Source organism: Streptomyces sp. NPDC102283 (genome assembly GCF_044766265.1).
In the GTDB taxonomy this organism is placed as follows: domain Bacteria; phylum Actinomycetota; class Actinomycetes; order Streptomycetales; family Streptomycetaceae; genus Streptomyces.
In genome coordinates this window covers 557953-576795 of the sequence record NZ_JBIWLQ010000001.1, presented here as the reverse complement: position 1 = coordinate 576795, position 18843 = coordinate 557953, and the positions used below count along the sequence as shown (strand labels likewise).

The window sequence follows — 18843 nt, the reverse complement described above, 5'->3', positions numbered from 1 at the left end:
GATCAGCCGATTCCGGGAATGAGGGAGAGGAGCATGTCGATGATCTTGATGCCGATGAACGGGGCGACGATGCCGCCGAGTCCGTAGACGCCCAGGTTGCGGCGGAGCATCCGGTCGGCGCCGGCGGGCCGGTAGCGCACGCCCTTGAGGGCCAGGGGCACCAGCGCGACGATGATCAGGGCGTTGAAGATGACCGCGGACAGGATCGCGGACTCGGGTGAGGCGAGCCCCATGACGTTGAGCTCGTCCAGCGACGGGTACGCCACGGCGAACATGGCGGGGATGATCGCGAAGTACTTCGCCACGTCGTTGGCGATGGAGAAGGTGGTCAGGGCTCCCCGGGTGATGAGGAGTTGTTTGCCGATCTCGACGATCTCGATGAGTTTGGTGGGGTTGGAGTCGAGGTCCACCATGTTCCCGGCCTCCTTGGCGGCCGAGGTTCCGGTGTTCATCGCGACGCCGACGTCGGCCTGGGCCAGGGCGGGTGCGTCGTTGGTGCCGTCGCCGGTCATCGCGACGAGTTTGCCCCCCGCCTGCTCCCGCTTGATGAGGGCCATCTTGTCCTCGGGCGTCGCCTCGGCCAGGAAGTCGTCGACCCCCGCCTCCTCGGCGATCGCCTTCGCGGTCAGCGGGTTGTCACCCGTGATCATGACCGTACGGATGCCCATGCGCCGCAACTCGTCGAACCGCTCCCGCATCCCCTCCTTCACCACGTCCTTCAGGTGGACGACCCCGAGGACCCGAGCGCCGTCAGCGTCTTCCACAGCCACCAGCAGCGGCGTGCCACCAGCCTGGGAAATCCGGTCCGTGAGCGCCTCCGCGTCCTCGGAGACACTGCCGTTGTGCTCCCTCACCCACGCGATGACGGAACCGGTCGCGCCCTTGCGGACCTTCCGCCCGTCCAGGTCGACGCCCGACATCCGGGTCTGCGCGGTGAACTCCACCCACGCGGCGTCCGTCAGCTCCCCCTGGGTGCGCTCCCGCAGCCCGTACTTCTCCTTGGCGAGCACGACGATCGACCGGCCCTCCGGGGTCTCGTCGGCGAGCGAGGAGAGCTGCGCGGCGTCCGCCAGCGTGCCCTCGGTGACGCCCCGGACCGCGAGGAACTCGGCGGCCTGCCGGTTGCCCAGGGTGATGGTTCCGGTCTTGTCGAGCAGCAGGGTGGACACGTCGCCCGCCGCCTCGACCGCGCGCCCCGACATGGCCAGGACGTTGCGCTGCACCAGGCGGTCCATGCCCGCGATGCCGATCGCCGACAGCAGGGCCCCGATCGTGGTGGGGATCAGGCACACCAGCAGCGCGGCGAGCACGATCAGCGACGTCTGGTCGTCCGCGCCGGCGTAGATCGCGAAGGGCTTCAGGGTGACCACGGCCAGCAGGAAGACGATCGTGAGGGACGCCAGCAGGATGTTCAGGGCGATCTCGTTGGGCGTCTTCTGCCGGGAGGCGCCCTCCACCAGGTTGATCATGCGGTCGATGAAGGTCTCGCCGGGCTTCGTCGTGATCCTGATGACGACGCGGTCGGACAGCACCTTCGTACCGCCGGTCACCGCGCTGCGGTCGCCGCCGGACTCGCGGATGACCGGAGCCGATTCGCCGGTGATCGCGGATTCGTCGACGGAGGCGACACCCTCGACCACGTCCCCGTCGCCGGGGATGACGTCTCCGGCCTCGCAGACCACCAGGTCCCCGATGCGCAGGTCCGTCCCCGCGACCCGCTCCTCGTGGGGACCGATGACCCGGCGGGCGACGGTGCCGGTCCTGGCCTTGCGCAGGGTGTCGGCCTGGGCCTTGCCCCGGCCTTCGGCGACCGCCTCGGCGAGGTTGGCGAAGACCGTGGTCAGCCAGAGCCAGCCGGTGATCGCCCAGCCGAACCGGTCGGTCGGGTCGGTGAGCGCCAGCAGGGTGGTGACCACCGAGCCGACCAGCACGACGAACATCACGGGCGACTTGACCATCACGCGCGGATCGAGCTTGCGCAGCGCGTCCGGGAACGACTTCAGCAACTGCTGGGGGTCGAACAGCCCGCTGCCGACCCGGTTGGCGGCCCCGTGGCCGGCGGCCGGCGGTATGTCTCCGTGCGGAGCGCGAGTGGGGGTGACGGTGCTCATGAGGCGAGCCCTTCGGCAAGCGGACCCAGCGCCAGGGCCGGGAAGTAGGTGAGTCCGGTGATGATGAGGATCGTGCCGACGAGCAGCCCCGTGTAGAGGGGCTTGTCGGTGCGCAGCGTGCCCGCGGTCTCGGGCACCGGCTTCTGCTCGGCGAGCGAGCCGGCCAGGGCCAGGACGAACACCATCGGGAGGAACCGGCCGAGCAGCATCGCGATGCCGATGGTCGTGTTGAACCACTGGGTGTCGGCGCCCAGCCCGGCGAAGGCGGAGCCGTTGTTGTTGGCGCCGGAGGTGTAGGCGTACAGGATCTCGGAGAAGCCGTGCGCACCCGAGTTCGTCATCGAGTCGGCGGGGGTCGGCAGGGCCATGGCGACGGCGGTGAAGCCGAGCACGAGGGCCGGGGTGACGAGGATGTAGCAGGCCGCGAGCTTGATCTGGCCGGTGCCGATCTTCTTGCCGAGGTACTCCGGGGTGCGTCCGACCATCAGCCCGGCGATGAACACCGCGATGATCGCCATGATCAGCATGCCGTAGAGGCCGGAGCCGACACCGCCGGGAGCGATCTCGCCGAGCTGCATGCCGAGCATGGTGATGCCGCCGCCGAAGCCGGTGTACGAGGAGTGGAAGGAGTTCACCGCGCCGGTCGAGGTCAGCGTCGTGGCGACCGCGAAGATCGACGAGCCGGCGATCCCGAAGCGGTTCTCCTTGCCCTCCATGGCCCCGCCCGCGATCTCGAAGGCCGGTCCGCGGTGGGCGAATTCGGTCCACATCATCAGCACCGTGAAGCCGATCCAGATGATGGCCATCGCCCCGAGGATCGCGTACCCCTGCTTCAGCGATCCGACCATCCGGCCGAAGGTCCGCGTCAGCGCGAACGGGATCAGCAGGATGAGGAAGACCTCGAACAGGTTCGACAGGGGGTTGGGGTTCTCGAAGGGGTGGGCGGAGTTGGCGTTGAAGTAGCCGCCGCCGTTGGTGCCCAGCTCCTTGATGACTTCCTGGGAGGCGACCGCGCCGCCGTTCCACTCCTGCGTACCGCCCATGAACTGTCCGACCCGGTGGATGCCGGAGAAGTTCTGGATCGCCCCGCAGGCGACCAGGACGATCGCGCCGATCACCGAGATCGGGATCAGGATGCGGACGGTTCCGCGCACCAGGTCGGCCCAGAAGTTGCCGAGTTCACCGGTACGCGACCGGGCGAAGCCGCGTACGAGTGCCACCGCCACGGCCATGCCGACCGCGGCGGACAGGAAGTTCTGCACGGCGAGGCCGCCGGTCTGCACGACGTGGCCCATGGCCTGTTCGCCGGAGTACGACTGCCAGTTGGTGTTGGCGACGAAGGACGCGGCGGTGTTGAACGCCTGGTCCGGGTCGATCGAGGAGAAGGCCGGTGAACCGGGCAGTGAGCCCTGCACCCGTTGCATCAGGTACAGGAAGAGAACGCTCACCGCGGAGAAGGCGAGCACTCCGCGCAGATAGGCGGGCCAGCGCATCTCGGCGGCCGGGTTGGCGCCGATGGCCTTGTATATCCACTTCTCCGGCCGGTAGTTCTTCTCGGAGGAGTAGACCCTGGCCATGTAGTCGCCCAGCGGGCGGTACGCGAGGGCGAGGGCGGCGATCAGGGCTATGAGCTGGAGCAGACCAGCGACCTGGGAACTCATTTCCTTACTCAGAACCTCTCCGGGTAAAGGAGAGCGAGGATGAGATATCCGAGCAGGGACACGGCCACGACGAGGCCGACGACATTTTCGACGGTCACAGCTTGGTCACCCCCCGGGCGATAAGAGCCACCAGCGCGAATACCGCGATCGTGGTGGCGACGAAGGCCAGGTCGGCCATCGCGAGCTCCTGATTGACGTGAGGAAGGGAATCGGCCGTTCGGCCAATACGAGCAAACCCCGACTTCATCCCGGCGATAAGCCACCTTGACGAGGTCCATACGAATACCGGGGAACCCTTGACGCCGATCTGACACGGCCGACCGGGCCGCGGCCCGGTCGTTCCGTTCGGCACGCTGCCGCGAGCCTTTCCGGGTACCGGCCGCGTGCCGACGGGACAGCGCTCAGCCGCCGATGTCGCGCCGCAGGAGGTCCTCCTGCGTCTCGCGCCGTATCAGCAGGCGGGCCGTGCCTTCGTGCACCGCGACGACCGGCGGCCGGCCGACGAGGTTGTAGGCGGAGGCCATGGAGACCTGGTAGGCCCCTGCCACGGGCACCGCGAGCAGGTCGCCGGTGCGGATGTCGGCAGGCAGGAGGACGTCGTTCGCGAGGATGTCGCCGGCCTCGCAGTGCCGGCCCACCACCGTGGCCGCGACCGGTCCGGCGGTGGCGGCGCGGCCGATCAGGCGGGGCGCGTAGCGGGCCCCGTACAGGGCGGGCCGGGGGTTGTCGCTCATGCCCCCGTCGACGGCCACGAACGTGTTCGGGCCGGTGTGCTTGACGGAGAGGACGCGGTAGAGCGCCACCCCGGCCGGGGCCACGATCGCCCGGCCCGGTTCGATGGCCAGCCTCGGCACGGGCAGGCCCGCCGCCGCGCAACCGGTGGCGAGTTCCGCGCCCAGACGGCGCGCGAGGGCGGTCGGGTCGAGGGCGGCCTCCCCGGGCCGGTGGGCGACCCCGTGCCCGCCCCCCATGTCGAGCTCGGGGAACGTGACGCCGTGGCTGTCCTTGATCCGGGCCATCAGTCCGACCATGCGCCGCACGGCCACGAGATACGGCTTGACGTCGGTGATCTGGGAGCCGATGTGACAGTGCAGGCCGGTCAGTTCGAGCTGCGGCTGACCGAGCACCCGGGCGATGGCGTGCTGGGCGGATCCATCGGTGAGGGACAGGCCGAACTTCTGGCCGTCGGTACCGGTACGGATCTTCTCGTGGCCGCCCGCCGCTACACCGGGCACCACCCGCACCATGACGCGTCGCCGCCCGGCGGGGCCGGTCAGCGCGGCGATCCGGGCGATCTCCGAAGGGCTGTCGACAACGATCCGCCCGACTCCGAGCCGTAGCGCCGTCTCGATGTCGCGCGGTGTCTTCGCGTTGCCGTGGAGCACCATCCGCTCCGGCGGGAACCCGGCGGCGTGGGCGAGTTCGAGTTCGCCCACGGAACAGACGTCCAGCCCCAGCCCCTCCTCGTCGATCCACCGTGCCATCGCCCGGGACAGGAACGCCTTGGCCGCGTACAGCACCTGGGCTTCGGGAAAGGCGGCCCGGTAGGTCCGGCAGCGTGACCGCACCTCGTCCTCGTCCAGGACGTACGCGGGGGTGCCGAACCGGTCGGCGAGGTCGGCGAGCGAGACCCCTCCGACGCTCAGGTCGCCGTGCGGGAGCCGGACGGCGGATGCAGGGAAGACGGACAGATCGTCCAGTCCGGCCGGGGGCTCGGTGAGAACGGGAGCTGACATGGCGGCGTCTCCTCGGAAGGCGTGTGACGAAGCGCGGGTCACAGGGCGCGCGCGGGCTCTTCGGCCGCGCCCGCCCGTACGGCGGTGACGGCCGGGGCGGAGAGAACCGGGTCGACGACGAGCCGGTCGACGCCGAGAGGCTCCGTCAGGGAGCGCAGGGCGGGCTCGGCGAGCCTGATCGCGGGCTGGCCGGCGCCGAGCGTCGCGGTCAGCAGGGCGAGGCCGGTGAAGCCGACGGCCGTGCGCTCGCCCAGCGGAGTACGGAACATCCGCAGCGCGGGGCCGGCGGCTTCCGGCCGGACGGGCACGTACAGGAGCCCGGCCCGGGCCTGTTCATCGGGGTCGGGGTCGTCGTCGTACGAGAAGAGGCACATGGGGTTTCCTCCGGATGGAGCCGTGACGCGGCCGCCGTCGGGCCGCATGACGCCGAAGCTATGCCCGCCCCGGCACGGAGGGCCCGCTCGCCTGACGCGATATTGACGGGCGTCGACCGGTTCATACGGATCGCTGACGCTCACCGCCCCTCGCCCGTCCTTCAATGGAACTCCGAACAGGAACTCCGGAACAGGAACTCCGGAACAGGACGAGTCGGGAGGCCGGACGGTGCGGCAGAGAATCGTGGTCGGCGTGAGCGGCTCCCCGGGGAGCCTGGCAGCCCTGCACCGGGCCGCCGCCGAGGCGCGGGAACGCAACGCGGAGCTGTACGCCGTGCTGGCCTGGCAGTTGCCCGGCGGCGGACTGGGCGGCCGCGCCACCTACGGCACCGCCGTGCTCCGGGAGTGCCGGGAGGCCGCTGTCGAAAACCTGCGCACCGTCCTTGACGGTGCGTTCGCCGTCAGGAGGCCGGGCGTCGCCCTGTCCGGGCTCGCCGTGCGCGGCGAGCCCGGGGCGGTCCTCGTCGAGGCGGCCGGGTCGGCTGACGGCCTCCTGGTCGTGGGCGCGGGTTCACGTGGCGGATGGCTGCCGGCGCTGCGCCCGTCGGTGGCCCGCTACTGCCTGACGCACGCGGCCTGCCCCGTTCTCACGGTCCCCCCGAACCCGCTGGAAGCCGAACTCGCCGCCGCACACGGCGGTTCCTGGACCCTGCCGCCCATGACCGGGGAGCGAGAGCGCTGAGCGGTGCGCGCCCTCGACCGCCTCCTCGTCTCGACCGCCTCCTCGTGAGGCGCGGCCCGGTCAGCCCAGGCCGCGGGCCCGTCGTGACATCACCGCGCGCAGGACCCGGCGGCCCTCCGTGGACAGGTCCAGTGCCTTGCGGAGTCCGGCGCCGCTGCCCGCCGTGCCGGTGGTCTCCGCCAGGATCTCCAGGATGCGGACCTGCCGTTCCAGCTCCCCGGCGACCAGCGGGCCCACGGCGGCCGGTTCGCCGCCGCGGGCCGCCTTGAGCAGCTGCTCCTCGTCCGGCGCCACGTCCCCGGCCGGGGTGTCGAGCCGCCCGTGGATCCGGAGCGCGACCAGCGAACAGGCGTCCGCCCACTCCCGCAGTGGTCCGGCGGCGAAGTCGGAGGGGGCGGCGCCGAGCATGGTCCGCACGAGCGCGGCCGGACCGTCGGGGACGGACGCGTGCTCCATCCCCGTCCGCACCGCCGCGAGCCGGATGTCCCAATCCTGCCCGTTCTCGCAGCTCGCCCAGAGCGGGCGCAGAGGCTCCGTCTCCGGCCCGGCGAGCAGCGGCAGACATCGGTCAAGGCATGCCAGCGCACCGGCGGCCAGTGCTCGCTCGTCGGCTCGTTCGATCAGTTCCAGCAGACTCATCGACGTCTCCCTCGGTCTACCGGATACTGCGCCGAATGGCTGGAAATCGTCACTACGGGGGTGATCGTCACTACGAGGTGATCGTCGCGGCGGGCGCCCGCCCGTGCGCCCGTCACCGGTGAGCACCCGGGACCGCCGGGGCGGGAGCCAGGCGGTGCGCGGCGCGCTCCACCTGCATCCGGGTCACCGCACGCACGAAGAGGACGGCGAGCACCGCCGCCACCAGGTCCAGCGCGTCGGCGGCCGCGACGAGGGCCGCCGCGTCGGCGATCTCCTCCGGCTCCCGGCCCCGGTTCCACTGGCTCACGGCGATCCGGGAGGCGAGGACGGAGACGATCCAGCCGCCCCACCACAGGTTCAGCACCGTTTTGGGAGCCGTGCGCCAACTGCCGTCGGGGTGGGGCAGGACGCTCGCCTCCCAGATGCCGCTGGCGACGCGGTAGGGGAACCAGAGGTTGGCGACCGGGACGAACCAGCCGCCCACCGCCCAGCCCGGTCCCATCCGCTGCACGCGGAACTCGAAGACCTCGGCGTTCCGGCGGGTGCGATGGAACCAGATGACGAAGAGGACGCCGGTGGCCAGGAACGCCGCCGTCTGGACCGTCCCGGCGAGGTCGTACAGCTCCTGCGCCCGCAGGCCCGGCCCGGAGTAGATGTTGAGGGACTCGTCCGCCGCCAGCCCCTCCCACAGGCCGCGCAGGTGCAGACCGGCGCCGATGACGAACAGGTCGCTCGCGATGACGCAGCCCAGCAGGGCGATCACCGCCCGCGACAGACCGACCGGCGAACGCGGCCAGGTGCCGGCGCCCCAGCCTCCGGGCACGGGTCCGGGAAGGGGCGCGTCCGCGACGACCGGGGCCGTCGGGCCGCCGGGCATCGGCGGCCGGGTGCCCGAGCAGAAGGTGCACAGCCCCTCGTCGGTCACGGCCGTTCTGATGCGACAACGAGTACAGAGCATGGACATGAAAAAGTCCCCCCAAGGACGGGCCATCGGTGTGACCTCGCGTCCCTCCCCAGAAGCGCGCGGTCGGCGGACCGTAGCCCGTGGACGGTGTCGCTGTCCACGGGCTCACGCGCGGCCGGGTAACGCCCCTCGCCTCACCCCGCGCTGCCGGTCCGCTCCGCCAGTTCCTGGAAACGCGCCCAGCTCAGCGCGGGCTTCCGCGGGTCCCACAGCTTCTGGGAGGTCGCCACGAGCGGCATCCGGATGCCGTCCGCCACCTGCTGGGTGGTCTGTGCGTTCGCCAGGTCGCCCCAGACGGCGAACCGGCCGCCGAGGATCTGCTTCGAGTAGCGCTCGGCCACGGGTTCGGTGCCGCGAAGCACCAGCGGGGTCCACTGCTCGTAGATCCGCTCGCCGGTCGGGTAGACGAAGTCGTTGGGCTCGCCGAGCACGTAGTAGAGGAACTCGTCGTTGAGGTTCAGCATCTTGTAGCCCGCGGCGAGGTACTCCTGCGGCGGGCGGGCGCCGATCTCCTTGCCGGTCCAGTACTCGATCTCGATGTTCTCGTCGGCCTTGACCTTCGTGTCCCGGAAGAGCCCGTCGTTCCAGGCCTTGGCGGTCCGGCCCTTCGGGACGACGACGGCCGCGCGGTCGTTCAGCCAGCCGGTGGCCAGGTCCTCGATCGAGGCTCCGGCGCCGTGCTTCTCCTCCGCCGCGCGCTGGAGCTGCGGATAGGAGGCGGCCGGGTTCTGGACGGTCAGCGCCTGGTACTCGTCCGCGCCCAGGTGCCAGAAGCGCCCGGGGAACAGCTCGGTGTACTCGTCGAGGAGTTCGTCGATCAGCTTGGCCGCGCCCGGCTTCGAGATGTCGATGGAGCCCTTCGACTCGACGCCCGCGGTGTTGCGCAGCTGGAGGTCGGGGTGGGCGGCCAGCACCGCCCCGAGGTGTCCGGGCGAGTCGATCTCGGGGACGACCTCGATGTGCCGGCTGTTGGCGAGGGCGACGATGCGGCGGACCTCGTCCTGGGTGAGGGCCTCGTCGGAGACCACCTCGGGGTGCGACTTCGACTCGATCCGGAAGGCCTGGTCGTCGGAGAAGTGCAGGCCGAGCTGGTTGAGCTTGAGGTCGCCCATCTCACGTATGCGGTCCTCTATCCACTCCGCGCTGTAGTGCTTGCGCGCGATGTCGAGGTTGAGTCCGCGCTGCGGGCGGTCCGGCCGGTCGTTGACGACGCCCTCGGGGAGCGTGCCGTCCGCCTTGACCGACTGCTTCAGGGTGCGGGTGCCGTAGAAGACGCCCGACTCGTCGGGTCCGGTGATCTTCGCCTTCCGGTCGCGCACGGTGAGCGTGTACGACTCGGTGGGGCCCGCGTCCTTGTCGCCGAGCGCCAGCTCGACGTCTCCGGTCCGCGCCGGCTCGGCGCCCCGGTAGCGGATCTTCAACTCCTTGGCGAGCAGCTCCGCCTCGTCGGCGAGCACCCCGCTGCCCTTGGCGATGACGACGGTGCTGTCCTTGCCCGGCTGCCAGCCGGGGCCCCGGGCCGGGGTGTGCTCGCGCACCGCGGGGATCGTGCTCGGTGTGCTGGACATCGGATAGCTGCGGGAGGGCGACGGGGCGACGGCCTCGGCGGAGGTGCCGGAGGGCGACGCCGTGTCGCCGGACGATCCGCCGCCGGACCCCTCCGGCCAGACGACGACGGTGAGGGCGACGGCGGCCGCGGCCGTGACAGCCGCGCCGGTGACGAGGGCACCACGCGTGGGCGACATCGGACAGATTCCTCCGTTGAAGGGGGCAGGGACGGTTGAAAAGGGTGAATAGGCGAGGAAACGGGTGAATAGGGTGCAAGGTTGGCATTTTTGCCGGGGCCTCGCCCATCGGGGGCTATCCGGAACCGGACAGAACCCCGGTCGACGCAGGTCAGACGTCCATCACCGGTTCCGAAACCCTCCCGTTCGGGTGATTCTTCTGCGGTCCTCCGGACGGCCGCCGACCGATCTCGCTAGCGTTGCGGCACATTCGTCCCTCCCTTCACTCCCGCCCCGGCGGAACTCACTCCCACGCCGGGCAACCTCGGTACGTCCTGGTCTGTCTTCCCAGGGCAGAGGGTTCCTTTCGGGGCCACGGAGTCATAGCTGTCGTTGATGACGAGGAGTCCACGCTGTCCAGGTCCAGCGAGTCCCCCGCCGGCCTGCCGAAGCGACCCGCGCCCCCGGCCGGCCGTCCGACCGTGCCCGCGCAGCCGCACCACCCGGTTCCGGCCGACGGCCCGGGAGGCCCGGGAGCGCCGCCCACCGGCGCCGCGCCGGTCGATCATGCCGTCGGCCTGGCCCATTTCAACAACCTGCCCTTCGCCGCCGCCGAAGCGGCCTTCCTGGAGTGCTGCGGCAGTCTCCGCTGGGCCCACCGGATGGCCGCCCACCGCCCCTACCCGGATCTCGGCGCTCTACTGGCCGCGTCCGACGAGGCGGGCTACGACCTCGCGCCCCGGGACATCGCGGAGGCCCTGGCCTCGGAGCCGGCCCCCTGCCTGCACCACGACGCGCCGCGCGCCGCCCATCTGGCGCTGCGGGCCGCGCACGCGGCGTACGAGAGCCGGTTCGGCCATGCCTTCGTCATCTGCCTGGACGCCTGTCAGCCCTCCCAGCACGTGGACCAGGTGCTGGCCGGGATCCGGGTCCGGCTGGCGCACGACACGGACGAGGAGCGGGCCGTGACCGCCGAGGAGCTGCGGCGACTCGCCCGGAGCCGGATCGTCGAGCTGGTGACGCCGGACCCCTTGCGGCAGGGGTCGCTCTAGCCCGTACGTGCCTGTTTGATTGCCACTTTGATCACACCAGAGGCCCCGGCGAACGCGAACCGACAATGCGTCGCTACGATGGCCGGGGCCGGTGGACCGTACCCGGCCGGGTCAGACCGACAGTCAAGCCGGCCGACCCCAATCCCCGCTCCCGGAGGGTTCTTCCGTGCCGGCTGGAACGCTGTACCGCGGCCGGGAAGGCATGTGGTCGTGGGTGGCTCATCGAGTCACCGGTGTCCTCATTTTCTTCTTCCTGTTCGTACATGTCCTGGACACCGCACTCGTCCGCGTCTCCCCGGAGGCCTACGACGACGTCGTGGCCACCTACAAGACGTGGCCTGTCGCGTTCCTCGAATACGGCCTCGTGGCCGCGATTCTCTTCCACGCGCTCAACGGTCTCCGGATCATCGCCGTGGACTTCTGGGCCAAGGGCCCGCGCTTGCAGAAGCAGATGCTCTGGACCGTGGTGGGCATCTGGATCGTGCTGATGGTCGGGGCCCTGTACCCCGTCCTCGGTCACGCCGTACGCGAGATGTTCGGGAGCTGACGCCCATGTCCAGCGAGACCTCTTCCGCAGCCGCGATCGGCGATGTCGAGGGCGTGAGCCTGTACGACGTCGACCACCCGGCCCCGGTGATCGAGCCCCCGCGCAAGCGCACGGGCAAGACACCCAAGGCTTCGCGCGGCAACTTCGAGATGTACGCGTGGCTCTTCATGCGCCTCTCGGGCGTCGTCCTGGTCGTCCTCGTCATCGGCCACCTGCTGATCCAGCTGGTGCTCGACGGCGGCGTCTCCAAGATCGGCTTCGCCTTCGTGGCGGGCCGCTGGGCCTCGCCGTTCTGGCAGGCCTGGGACCTCATCATGCTGTGGCTCGCCATGCTCCACGGCGGCAACGGCCTGCGTACGGTCATCAACGACTACGCCGAACGGGACAACACCCGCTTCTGGCTGAAGATGCTCCTGTACACCGCCACGGTGTTCACCGTCCTGCTGGGCACGCTGGTGATCTTCACCTTCGACCCGAACATCCGCTAGGCGCCGGGACAGAGGGACCAGAGGAAAACCATGCAGATCCACAAGTACGACACCGTCATCGTCGGCGCCGGCGGCGCCGGCATGCGCGCGGCCATCGAGTCGACCAAGCGCAGCCGTACCGCCGTGCTGACGAAGCTCTACCCCACCCGCTCCCACACCGGTGCGGCGCAGGGCGGCATGGCCGCCGCGCTCGCCAACGTGGAGGAGGACAACTGGGAGTGGCACACCTTCGACACGGTCAAGGGCGGTGACTACCTGGTCGACCAGGACGCCGCCGAGATCCTGGCGAAGGAGGCCATCGACGCCGTCCTCGACCTGGAGAAGATGGGCCTGCCGTTCAACCGGACGCCCGAGGGCCGCATCGACCAGCGCCGCTTCGGCGGTCACACCCGCAGCCACGGTGAGGCCCCGGTCCGCCGGTCCTGCTACGCCGCGGACCGCACCGGCCACATGATCCTCCAGACGCTGTACCAGAACTGCGTCAAGGAGGGTGTGGAGTTCTTCAACGAGTTCTACGTCCTGGACCAGCTGATCACCGAGGTCGACGGGGTCAAGAAGTCCTCCGGCGTCGTCGCGTACGAGCTGGCGACCGGCGAGATCCACGTCTTCCAGGCGAAGTCGGTCATCTACGCCTCCGGCGGCACCGGCAAGTTCTTCAAGGTGACCTCCAACGCCCACACGTTGACCGGTGACGGCCAGGCCGCCTGCTACCGGCGCGGCCTGCCGCTGGAGGACATGGAGTTCTTCCAGTTCCACCCGACGGGCATCTGGCGCATGGGCATCCTGCTGACGGAGGGCGCCCGCGGTGAGGGCGGCATCCTCCGCAACAAGGACGGCGAGCGCTTCATGGAGAAGTACGCGCCGGTCATGAAGGACCTCGCGTCCCGTGACGTCGTCTCGCGCTCCATCTACACGGAGATCCGTGAGGGCCGCGGCTGCGGTCCGGCCGGTGACCACGTCTACCTGGACCTGACGCACCTGCCGCCGGAGCAGCTGGACGCCAAGCTCCCGGACATCACCGAGTTCGCGCGGACGTACCTCGGCATCGAGCCCTACACGGACCCGATCCCGATCCAGCCGACCGCGCACTACGCCATGGGCGGCATCCCGACCAACGTCGAGGGCGAGGTGCTGGCCGACAACACCACCGTCGTCCCGGGCCTGTACGCCGCCGGCGAGGTCGCCTGCGTCTCCGTGCACGGCGCCAACCGCCTCGGCACCAACTCGCTGCTCGACATCAACGTCTTCGGGAAGCGCTCGGGCATCGCCGCCGCCGAGTACGCGGTGAAGACCGACTTCGTCGAGCTGCCCGAGAACCCCGCCCAGCTGGTCGCCGACCAGGTCGAGCGGCTGCGGAGCTCCACCGGCACCGAGCGTGTCGCGACCCTGCGCCTGGAGCTCCAGGAGTGCATGGACGCCAACGTGATGGTGTTCCGCACCGAGCAGACGATCAAGACGGCGGTCGACAAGATCGCCGAGCTGCGCGAGCGGTATCTCAACGTGTCCATCCAGGACAAGGGCAAGCGGTTCAACACCGACCTGCTGGAGGCCATCGAGCTGGGCAACCTGCTCGACCTGGCCGAGGTCATGGCGGTCTCCGCGCTCGCCCGCAAGGAGTCCCGCGGCGGTCACTACCGCGAGGACTACCCGAACCGCGACGACGTCAACTTCATGCGCCACACCATGGCGTACCGCGAGGTGGCCGCCGACGGCGCCGAGTCGATCCGGCTCGACTACAAGCCGGTCGTGACGACCCGCTACCAGCCGATGGAGCGTAAGTACTGATGGCTACCCCGACCCTGGACAAGACCGACGGGACCGCGAAGCCCGAGGCCGGCTTCGCCGACTCCCCGTTCATCACCGCCACGTTCCGGATCCGCCGCTTCAACCCGGAGGTCTCCGACGAGGTCCAGTGGCAGGACTTCCAGATCGAGATCGACCCGAAGGAGCGTGTCCTCGACGCCCTTCACAAGATCAAGTGGGAGCTCGACGGAACCCTGACGTTCCGCCGTTCCTGCGCGCACGGCATCTGCGGCTCCGACGCGATGCGGATCAACGGCAAGAACAGGCTCGCCTGCAAGACGCTGATCAAGGACATCAACCCGGACAAGCCGATCACGGTCGAGGCCATCAAGGGCCTCACGGTCCTCAAGGACCTCGTGGTCGACATGGACCCGTTCTTCCAGGCGTTCCGCGACGTCATGCCCTTCCTCGTCACCAAGGGGAACGAGCCGACCCGTGAGCGTCTGCAGTCCGCCGAGGACCGCGAGCGGTTCGACGACACCACCAAGTGCATCCTGTGCGCCGCGTGCACGTCCTCGTGCCCGGTGTTCTGGAACGACGGCCAGTACTTCGGCCCGGCGGCGATCGTCGCCGCGCACCGCTTCATCTTCGACTCGCGCGACGAGGCCGGCGAGCAGCGGCTGGAGATCCTCAACGACCGTGACGGCGTGTGGCGTTGCCGCACCACGTTCAACTGCACGGACGCCTGCCCGCGTGGCATCGAGGTCACCAAGGCGATCCAGGAGGTGAAGCGCGCGCTCATCACGCGTCGCTTCTGACCCTCCCGCAGCACCCGTTACGTCGACAGGCCCCGTCCCCGCAGTCTCGACCCTGCCGGGGGCGGGGCCTGTTGCTGCGCCGGGGCCGCACGGGCGGTACGGTTCAGCGGAGCTGAAGACCGAAGAGAACGGGGATCGTCGTGAGCGAGCCGAATCCGTACGCGGACGACGCGTACAAGTGGGGCCCGCCCCAGCAGCAGCCGGGCCACCAGCCCACCGTCGCCGACGGCCAGGGGTACGGCTACCCGGCGGCGGGCGCCCCGCCCGCGTACGGCTATCCGCAGCCGCTGCCGGATTCCGCCGCCCAGCCCGGCCCCGGTTACGGGTACCCCGGCGCGGCGCAGCCGACGATGCCCGGGCAGTACCTCCCGGTGCCGCAGGGAGCGCCCGGCCAGGGCGGCGTGCCGATGCTGTCGATCGGCGACATCACCGTGATGAGCGACGCGATCGTCACCCCGTCCGGGTCGATGCCGCTCAGGGGCGCGGTCTGGACGGCCACGGACATGTCGCGCACGGAGGAGAAGATCCCGACGCACGCGGTCGTGCTGGCGATCGTCTTCGCGCTGTTCTGCCTGATCGGTCTGCTGTTCCTGCTGATGAAGGAGAAGCGGACCACCGGTTTCGTCCAGGTCACGGTCACCAGCGGTGGCCGGCACCACGCGACGATGATCCCGGCCATGGGCCCGTACACCTTCCCGGCGGTCATGGGCCAGCTCAACCAGGCCCGCTCCATGAGCGCCTGACGCCCGGGGCGCTCTGCCCACCTCCCCCAGGACCCCTTCTTGAACATGTTCAAGAAGGGGTCTATCGTTATGCCCGGAAGCATTTTTGAACGCGTTCAAGGGAGGGTGGGGCATGGACCTCACTGTTGTCGCGTACGTCCTCTACCTGCTGATCACCGTGGCGCTCACCGTCTGGGTCGCGCGCACCCTCAGCCGCAACGGGCGGATCTTCCTCGCCGACGTGCTGCACGGGAACGAGAAGCTCGCCGACGCCGTCAACCACCTGCTGGTGGTCGGCTTCTATCTGGTCAACCTCGGGTTCGTCACGCTCTACCTGAGACACGCCGACGGGGTCGCCGACACCCGCGAGCTGTTCGAGGCCCTCTCGGTGAAGGTGGGCGTGGTCCTGCTGGTGCTCGGCGTCATGCACCTGGGCAATGTGTGGGTGCTCAGCCGCATCCGCCGCCGCAGCGCCCTGGAGCGCGAACAGACCCCGCCCGTGCCGCCGCACGGCTGGACGCACCCGGGCGACCGGGGCCCGTGGGCAGCGCCCGCGCCGGGGCGGTGAGCCCGGTGACCGGATCCGCGCCCGCGGCGTCGCCGGGACCGGCCTCGTACGCCGCGGCCCGGCCCGCGCCCGTACACCGGCTCACCGTGCTCTACGACGCGCACTGTCCGCTCTGCGTCCACCTGCGGCACTGGCTCCAGCGGCAGCGGCAGCTCGTACCGCTCGACCTCGTACCGGCCGGGTCGGCCGAGGCGCGGCGGCGGTTCCCGGAGCTGGACCACGCGGCGACGGCGGCGGAGATCACCGTCGTCGGCGACCTGGGCCAGGTCTACCGGGAGGCCTCCGCCTGGATCGTCTGCCTGTGGGCGCCGGCCAAGTACCGTTCCAGAGCCCACTGGCTGACCACCCCGGCGGGGCGCCCCTTCGCCCGGGGCACCGTCCTGGCCGCCGCCCGCTACCGCTCCCTGGCCCTTCCGCCCTGCGCACCCGGGGCCCGTGAGTGCGCCGCCCCGGCCGGAGCACCGTGGGGTCCCCGATAACCTTGGCCCCGTGGTGAAGGAAGAGAAGAACGCGCAGGCGAACAAGCCGGCCAAGGCCGCGAAGAGCGAGCAGACCCGCACGCTGATTCTCGAAACGGCGCTCCGGCTCTTCGCGGAGCGCGGCTACGACCGGACGACCATGCGGGCCATCGCCCAGGAGGCGGGCGTCTCGGTCGGGAACGCCTACTACTACTTCTCCTCGAAGGAGCACCTGGTCCAGGGCTTCTACGACCGGATCGCCGACGAACACGCGGCGGCGGTCCGGCCCGTGCTGGAGGGCGACGGGGATCTGACCGTACGCATCAGGGGCGTGCTGCTCGGCTGGCTGGACGTGGCGGAGCCGTACCACCGCTTCGCCGCCCAGTTCTTCAAGAACGCCGCCGATCCGGACAGCCCGCTCTCCCCGTTCTCCGAGGACTCGGTGGCCGCCCGCGACGCGGCGATCTCCATCCACGAGCGCTGCATCGCCGGGGCGGACGTCAAGAGCGACCCGGAACTGGCGCCGCTGCTGCCGCAGTTGATGTGGCTGATGCAGATGGGGCTGGTGCTGTTCTGGGTGTACGACCGCAGCGAGAGCGCCGAGCGCAGCCGCAGGCTGGTCGAGCGCACCGCGCCGATCGCCGCACGGGCCATCGCCCTCTCCCGGTTCCGGGTGCTGCGACCCCTGGTGCGGCAGATCCACGCGCTGCTGGTGGAGTTCCTGCCGGGTACGGCGACGGCCGGGCCCCAGGGGCGGAACACCCCCGAGGCCCGGCCGGGCGACTGATCCGTTCGGATCAGATCCAGCTGAGTTCCCACAGGCGCCAGGTGCCGGTGCCGTCGGAGAGGTACTGGGAGCCGGCGACCTCGGACTTGGCGACGACGTAGTCCTTCTTCTGCCACAGCGGCAGCAGGGGGACGTCCTCGCCGACCAGCGACTGCATGTCCTTGAAGTCGTTCGAGGTCCGGCTGCGGTCGCTGAACTGCTGCGTGGCGGCGATCAGCTGGTCCATCTTCTTGCTGGAGTAGCCGCTGTGCAGGACGTTCCCGGTGCCGACGAGCGGCTGGCCGAAGGTGTCGGGGTCCGGGAAGTCGGGGAACCAGCCGACGGTGTACATCTCGTACTTACCGGCCGCGTACCCCTTCTGGTACTTCGTCCACTCCACGGCCTCGACCGAGACCTTGAACAGCCCGTCCTTCTCCATCTGACGCCGCAGCTCGGCGGTCTCCTTGGTGTACATGTCGCCCTCGCGGTAGGCGAACTTGACGGAGACCGGCGTCTCCACCCCGGCCTGCTCCAGCAGTTGCGCGGCACGCTTCGGGTCGGAGGAGGGGTAGGCGTCGAAGAAGGGCGTGCTGTGCCCGATGTAGCCGGTGGGGATCAGCGAGTACAGCGGGTCGACCGTGCCCTGGTAGACCTTCCGGACCAGAGGGCCCCGGTCGAGGAGTGCGGCGACGGCCTGGCGGACCTTCTTGTCCGCGAACGGCGACTCCGCGCGGACGTTGAAGATGATGTTGCGGATCTCGGCACTGGCCGCCTCGGTGACCCGCACGTCCGGATCGTTCACGTTCAGTTCGGCGAGCGTCTCGGACGGCAGCTGACGGTGGGCGACGTCCACGTCGCCGGCGTCCCAGGACGTCTGAAGCTCCTCGGAGGTCTTGAAGTAGCGGATGTTCACCGCCTCACCGGTCTTCTTGAGCGCGCCCTTGTACTTCAGGTTCGGCACCAGCTCGGCGCTGTTCCCCGACGTGTACGACTTGAGGACGTACGGTCCGGAGCCGTCGACCTGGTTGCCCTCGCGGAGCTTGTCCTTCGGGTAGGCGGTCGGGTCGACGATCGCGGCCGCGCCGGTGGCGATCTTCTGCGGGAAGGTCGCGTCCTTGCCGGACAGGTTGAACGTGATCGTGCGGCCCTCGGTCGAGACCGAGTCGAGCGTGGGGAAGAGACCCGCGGGACCGACGTCCGACTTGATCGTGAAGATCCGGTCGAAGGAGTGCTTGACGTCCTCGGCGGTGATCTTGCGGCCGTTGGAGAAGGTCAGGTCGTCGCGGAGCTTGCACTGGTACGTCTGGAGCTTCTGCCCGACGAATCCGCAGCTCTCGGCGGCGTCCGGTTCCGGTGTGACCGCACCGGGCTTGAAGGTCAGCAGCGACTGGTAGATGTTGCTGTAGATCGCCCAGGAACCCGCGTCGTACGCACCGGCCGGGTCGAGCGAGGTGACGACGTCCGATGTCCCGACAGTGATCGCATCGGACTTCGCCTCCCCCGACGGGAGCAGTTGCCAGGCACCGACGCCCGCTATCACCAATACCGCGAGAATCGCGAGAATCCGTACCCGGACCGACCGCATTGCCGTGCTCTCCCTTACCAGCCCCACCTCGGCGGTCGCGTTTGTGACGCGCACATCGCCGCATGTTCGCGCTTACCCAATCACACGATTTTCACATCTGGAAGAGTAAATGGGGTACTCACAGCCTTTTATTGGACACGCGCCC

20 protein-coding genes are annotated in these 18843 nt (G+C 69.9%); 10 read left to right on the top strand and 10 right to left on the bottom strand.

Annotated features, from left to right (window positions below; genetic code table 11):
- Positions 1-2: 2 nt before the first annotated feature.
- The 6 genes from kdpB to ACIRJT_RS02805 all read right to left on the bottom strand — a co-directional run bounded on the left by kdpB (position 3) and on the right by ACIRJT_RS02805 (position 5882).
- The gene (gene kdpB, locus ACIRJT_RS02830) at positions 3-2111 is read right to left on the bottom strand and encodes a potassium-transporting ATPase subunit KdpB (protein WP_403903573.1); all 2109 of its coding nucleotides are present in this window, start codon (positions 2109-2111) and stop codon (positions 3-5) included.
- On the bottom strand, positions 2108-3772 hold the full coding sequence (gene kdpA, locus ACIRJT_RS02825) for a potassium-transporting ATPase subunit KdpA (RefSeq protein ID WP_403903570.1): 1665 nt from the start codon (positions 3770-3772) through the stop codon (positions 2108-2110). The genes kdpB and kdpA overlap by 4 nt, the downstream gene beginning before the upstream one ends.
- An 8-nt stretch (positions 3773-3780) precedes the next feature.
- Positions 3781-3870 carry a K(+)-transporting ATPase subunit F gene (gene kdpF / locus ACIRJT_RS02820; protein ID WP_018955984.1) on the bottom strand — a complete coding sequence of 30 codons (90 nt, stop codon included), beginning with the start codon at positions 3868-3870 and terminating at the stop codon, positions 3781-3783.
- Positions 3867-4019 carry a hypothetical protein gene (locus ACIRJT_RS02815; protein ID WP_403903567.1) on the bottom strand — a complete coding sequence of 51 codons (153 nt, stop codon included), beginning with the start codon at positions 4017-4019 and terminating at the stop codon, positions 3867-3869. Before ACIRJT_RS02815 ends, kdpF begins: the two co-directional genes overlap by 4 nt.
- A 154-nt stretch (positions 4020-4173) precedes the next feature.
- Positions 4174-5508 (bottom strand): diaminopimelate decarboxylase, encoded by a 1335-nt coding sequence (gene lysA, locus ACIRJT_RS02810; RefSeq protein ID WP_403903564.1) that lies wholly within the window; start codon positions 5506-5508, stop codon positions 4174-4176.
- Positions 5509-5546: 38 nt separating this feature from the next.
- Positions 5547-5882: an SAV_915 family protein gene (locus ACIRJT_RS02805; protein ID WP_403903561.1), complete on the bottom strand. Its 336-nt coding sequence runs from the start codon at positions 5880-5882 to the stop codon at positions 5547-5549.
- A gap of 229 nt (positions 5883-6111) precedes the next feature.
- Here ACIRJT_RS02805 and ACIRJT_RS02800 point away from each other — a divergent pair, with 229 nt between their 5' ends.
- Positions 6112-6624 (top strand): universal stress protein, encoded by a 513-nt coding sequence (locus ACIRJT_RS02800; protein WP_403903558.1) that lies wholly within the window; start codon positions 6112-6114, stop codon positions 6622-6624.
- 60 nt (positions 6625-6684) lie between these two features.
- Here ACIRJT_RS02800 and ACIRJT_RS02795 read toward each other — a convergent pair whose 3' ends face one another.
- The 3 genes from ACIRJT_RS02795 to ACIRJT_RS02785 form a co-directional block, all read right to left on the bottom strand.
- Complete coding sequence (locus ACIRJT_RS02795; protein ID WP_403903555.1) at positions 6685-7263, bottom strand: hypothetical protein; 579 nt, start codon at positions 7261-7263, stop codon at positions 6685-6687.
- A 112-nt stretch (positions 7264-7375) separates the two neighbouring features.
- Complete coding sequence (locus ACIRJT_RS02790) at positions 7376-8221, bottom strand: DUF4328 domain-containing protein (protein WP_403904441.1); 846 nt, start codon at positions 8219-8221, stop codon at positions 7376-7378.
- A 140-nt stretch (positions 8222-8361) separates the two neighbouring features.
- Positions 8362-9972, bottom strand: a complete 1611-nt coding sequence (locus ACIRJT_RS02785) for a family 20 glycosylhydrolase (protein ID WP_403903553.1) — start codon at positions 9970-9972, stop codon at positions 8362-8364.
- A 461-nt stretch (positions 9973-10433) separates the two neighbouring features.
- Here ACIRJT_RS02785 and ACIRJT_RS02780 point away from each other — a divergent pair, with 461 nt between their 5' ends.
- From ACIRJT_RS02780 to ACIRJT_RS02740, 9 genes are all read left to right on the top strand, one after another.
- A complete protein-coding gene (locus ACIRJT_RS02780) occupies positions 10434-11003 on the top strand; it encodes a 2-oxo-4-hydroxy-4-carboxy-5-ureidoimidazoline decarboxylase (RefSeq protein WP_403903551.1) in 570 nt (189 codons plus the stop codon).
- A gap of 166 nt (positions 11004-11169) precedes the next feature.
- Positions 11170-11550, top strand: coding sequence for a succinate dehydrogenase, cytochrome b556 subunit (gene sdhC, locus ACIRJT_RS02775; protein WP_355871581.1), 381 nt, complete (start codon positions 11170-11172; stop codon positions 11548-11550).
- 5 nt (positions 11551-11555) lie between these two features.
- The gene (locus tag ACIRJT_RS02770) at positions 11556-12038 is read left to right on the top strand and encodes a succinate dehydrogenase hydrophobic membrane anchor subunit (protein WP_093690555.1); all 483 of its coding nucleotides are present in this window, start codon (positions 11556-11558) and stop codon (positions 12036-12038) included.
- A 30-nt stretch (positions 12039-12068) separates the two neighbouring features.
- Positions 12069-13823, top strand: a complete 1755-nt coding sequence (gene sdhA, locus ACIRJT_RS02765) for a succinate dehydrogenase flavoprotein subunit (protein WP_403903547.1) — start codon at positions 12069-12071, stop codon at positions 13821-13823.
- The gene (locus ACIRJT_RS02760; protein WP_215110459.1) at positions 13823-14599 is read left to right on the top strand and encodes a succinate dehydrogenase iron-sulfur subunit; all 777 of its coding nucleotides are present in this window, start codon (positions 13823-13825) and stop codon (positions 14597-14599) included. Before sdhA ends, ACIRJT_RS02760 begins: the two co-directional genes overlap by 1 nt.
- A 140-nt stretch (positions 14600-14739) precedes the next feature.
- Positions 14740-15342, top strand: coding sequence for a hypothetical protein (locus ACIRJT_RS02755; protein WP_403903544.1), 603 nt, complete (start codon positions 14740-14742; stop codon positions 15340-15342).
- Between the two features lie 112 nt (positions 15343-15454).
- Positions 15455-15889, top strand: coding sequence for a hypothetical protein (locus tag ACIRJT_RS02750; RefSeq protein ID WP_403903541.1), 435 nt, complete (start codon positions 15455-15457; stop codon positions 15887-15889).
- 5 nt (positions 15890-15894) lie between these two features.
- Positions 15895-16368, top strand: a complete 474-nt coding sequence (locus ACIRJT_RS02745; protein ID WP_403903538.1) for a thiol-disulfide oxidoreductase DCC family protein — start codon at positions 15895-15897, stop codon at positions 16366-16368.
- A 10-nt stretch (positions 16369-16378) separates the two neighbouring features.
- On the top strand, positions 16379-17134 hold the full coding sequence (locus ACIRJT_RS02740; protein ID WP_403903536.1) for a TetR family transcriptional regulator: 756 nt from the start codon (positions 16379-16381) through the stop codon (positions 17132-17134).
- Positions 17135-17144: 10 nt separating this feature from the next.
- Here ACIRJT_RS02740 and ACIRJT_RS02735 read toward each other — a convergent pair whose 3' ends face one another.
- Complete coding sequence (locus tag ACIRJT_RS02735; RefSeq protein WP_403904439.1) at positions 17145-18698, bottom strand: ABC transporter substrate-binding protein; 1554 nt, start codon at positions 18696-18698, stop codon at positions 17145-17147.
- Between the last annotated feature and the right edge of the window lie 145 nt (positions 18699-18843).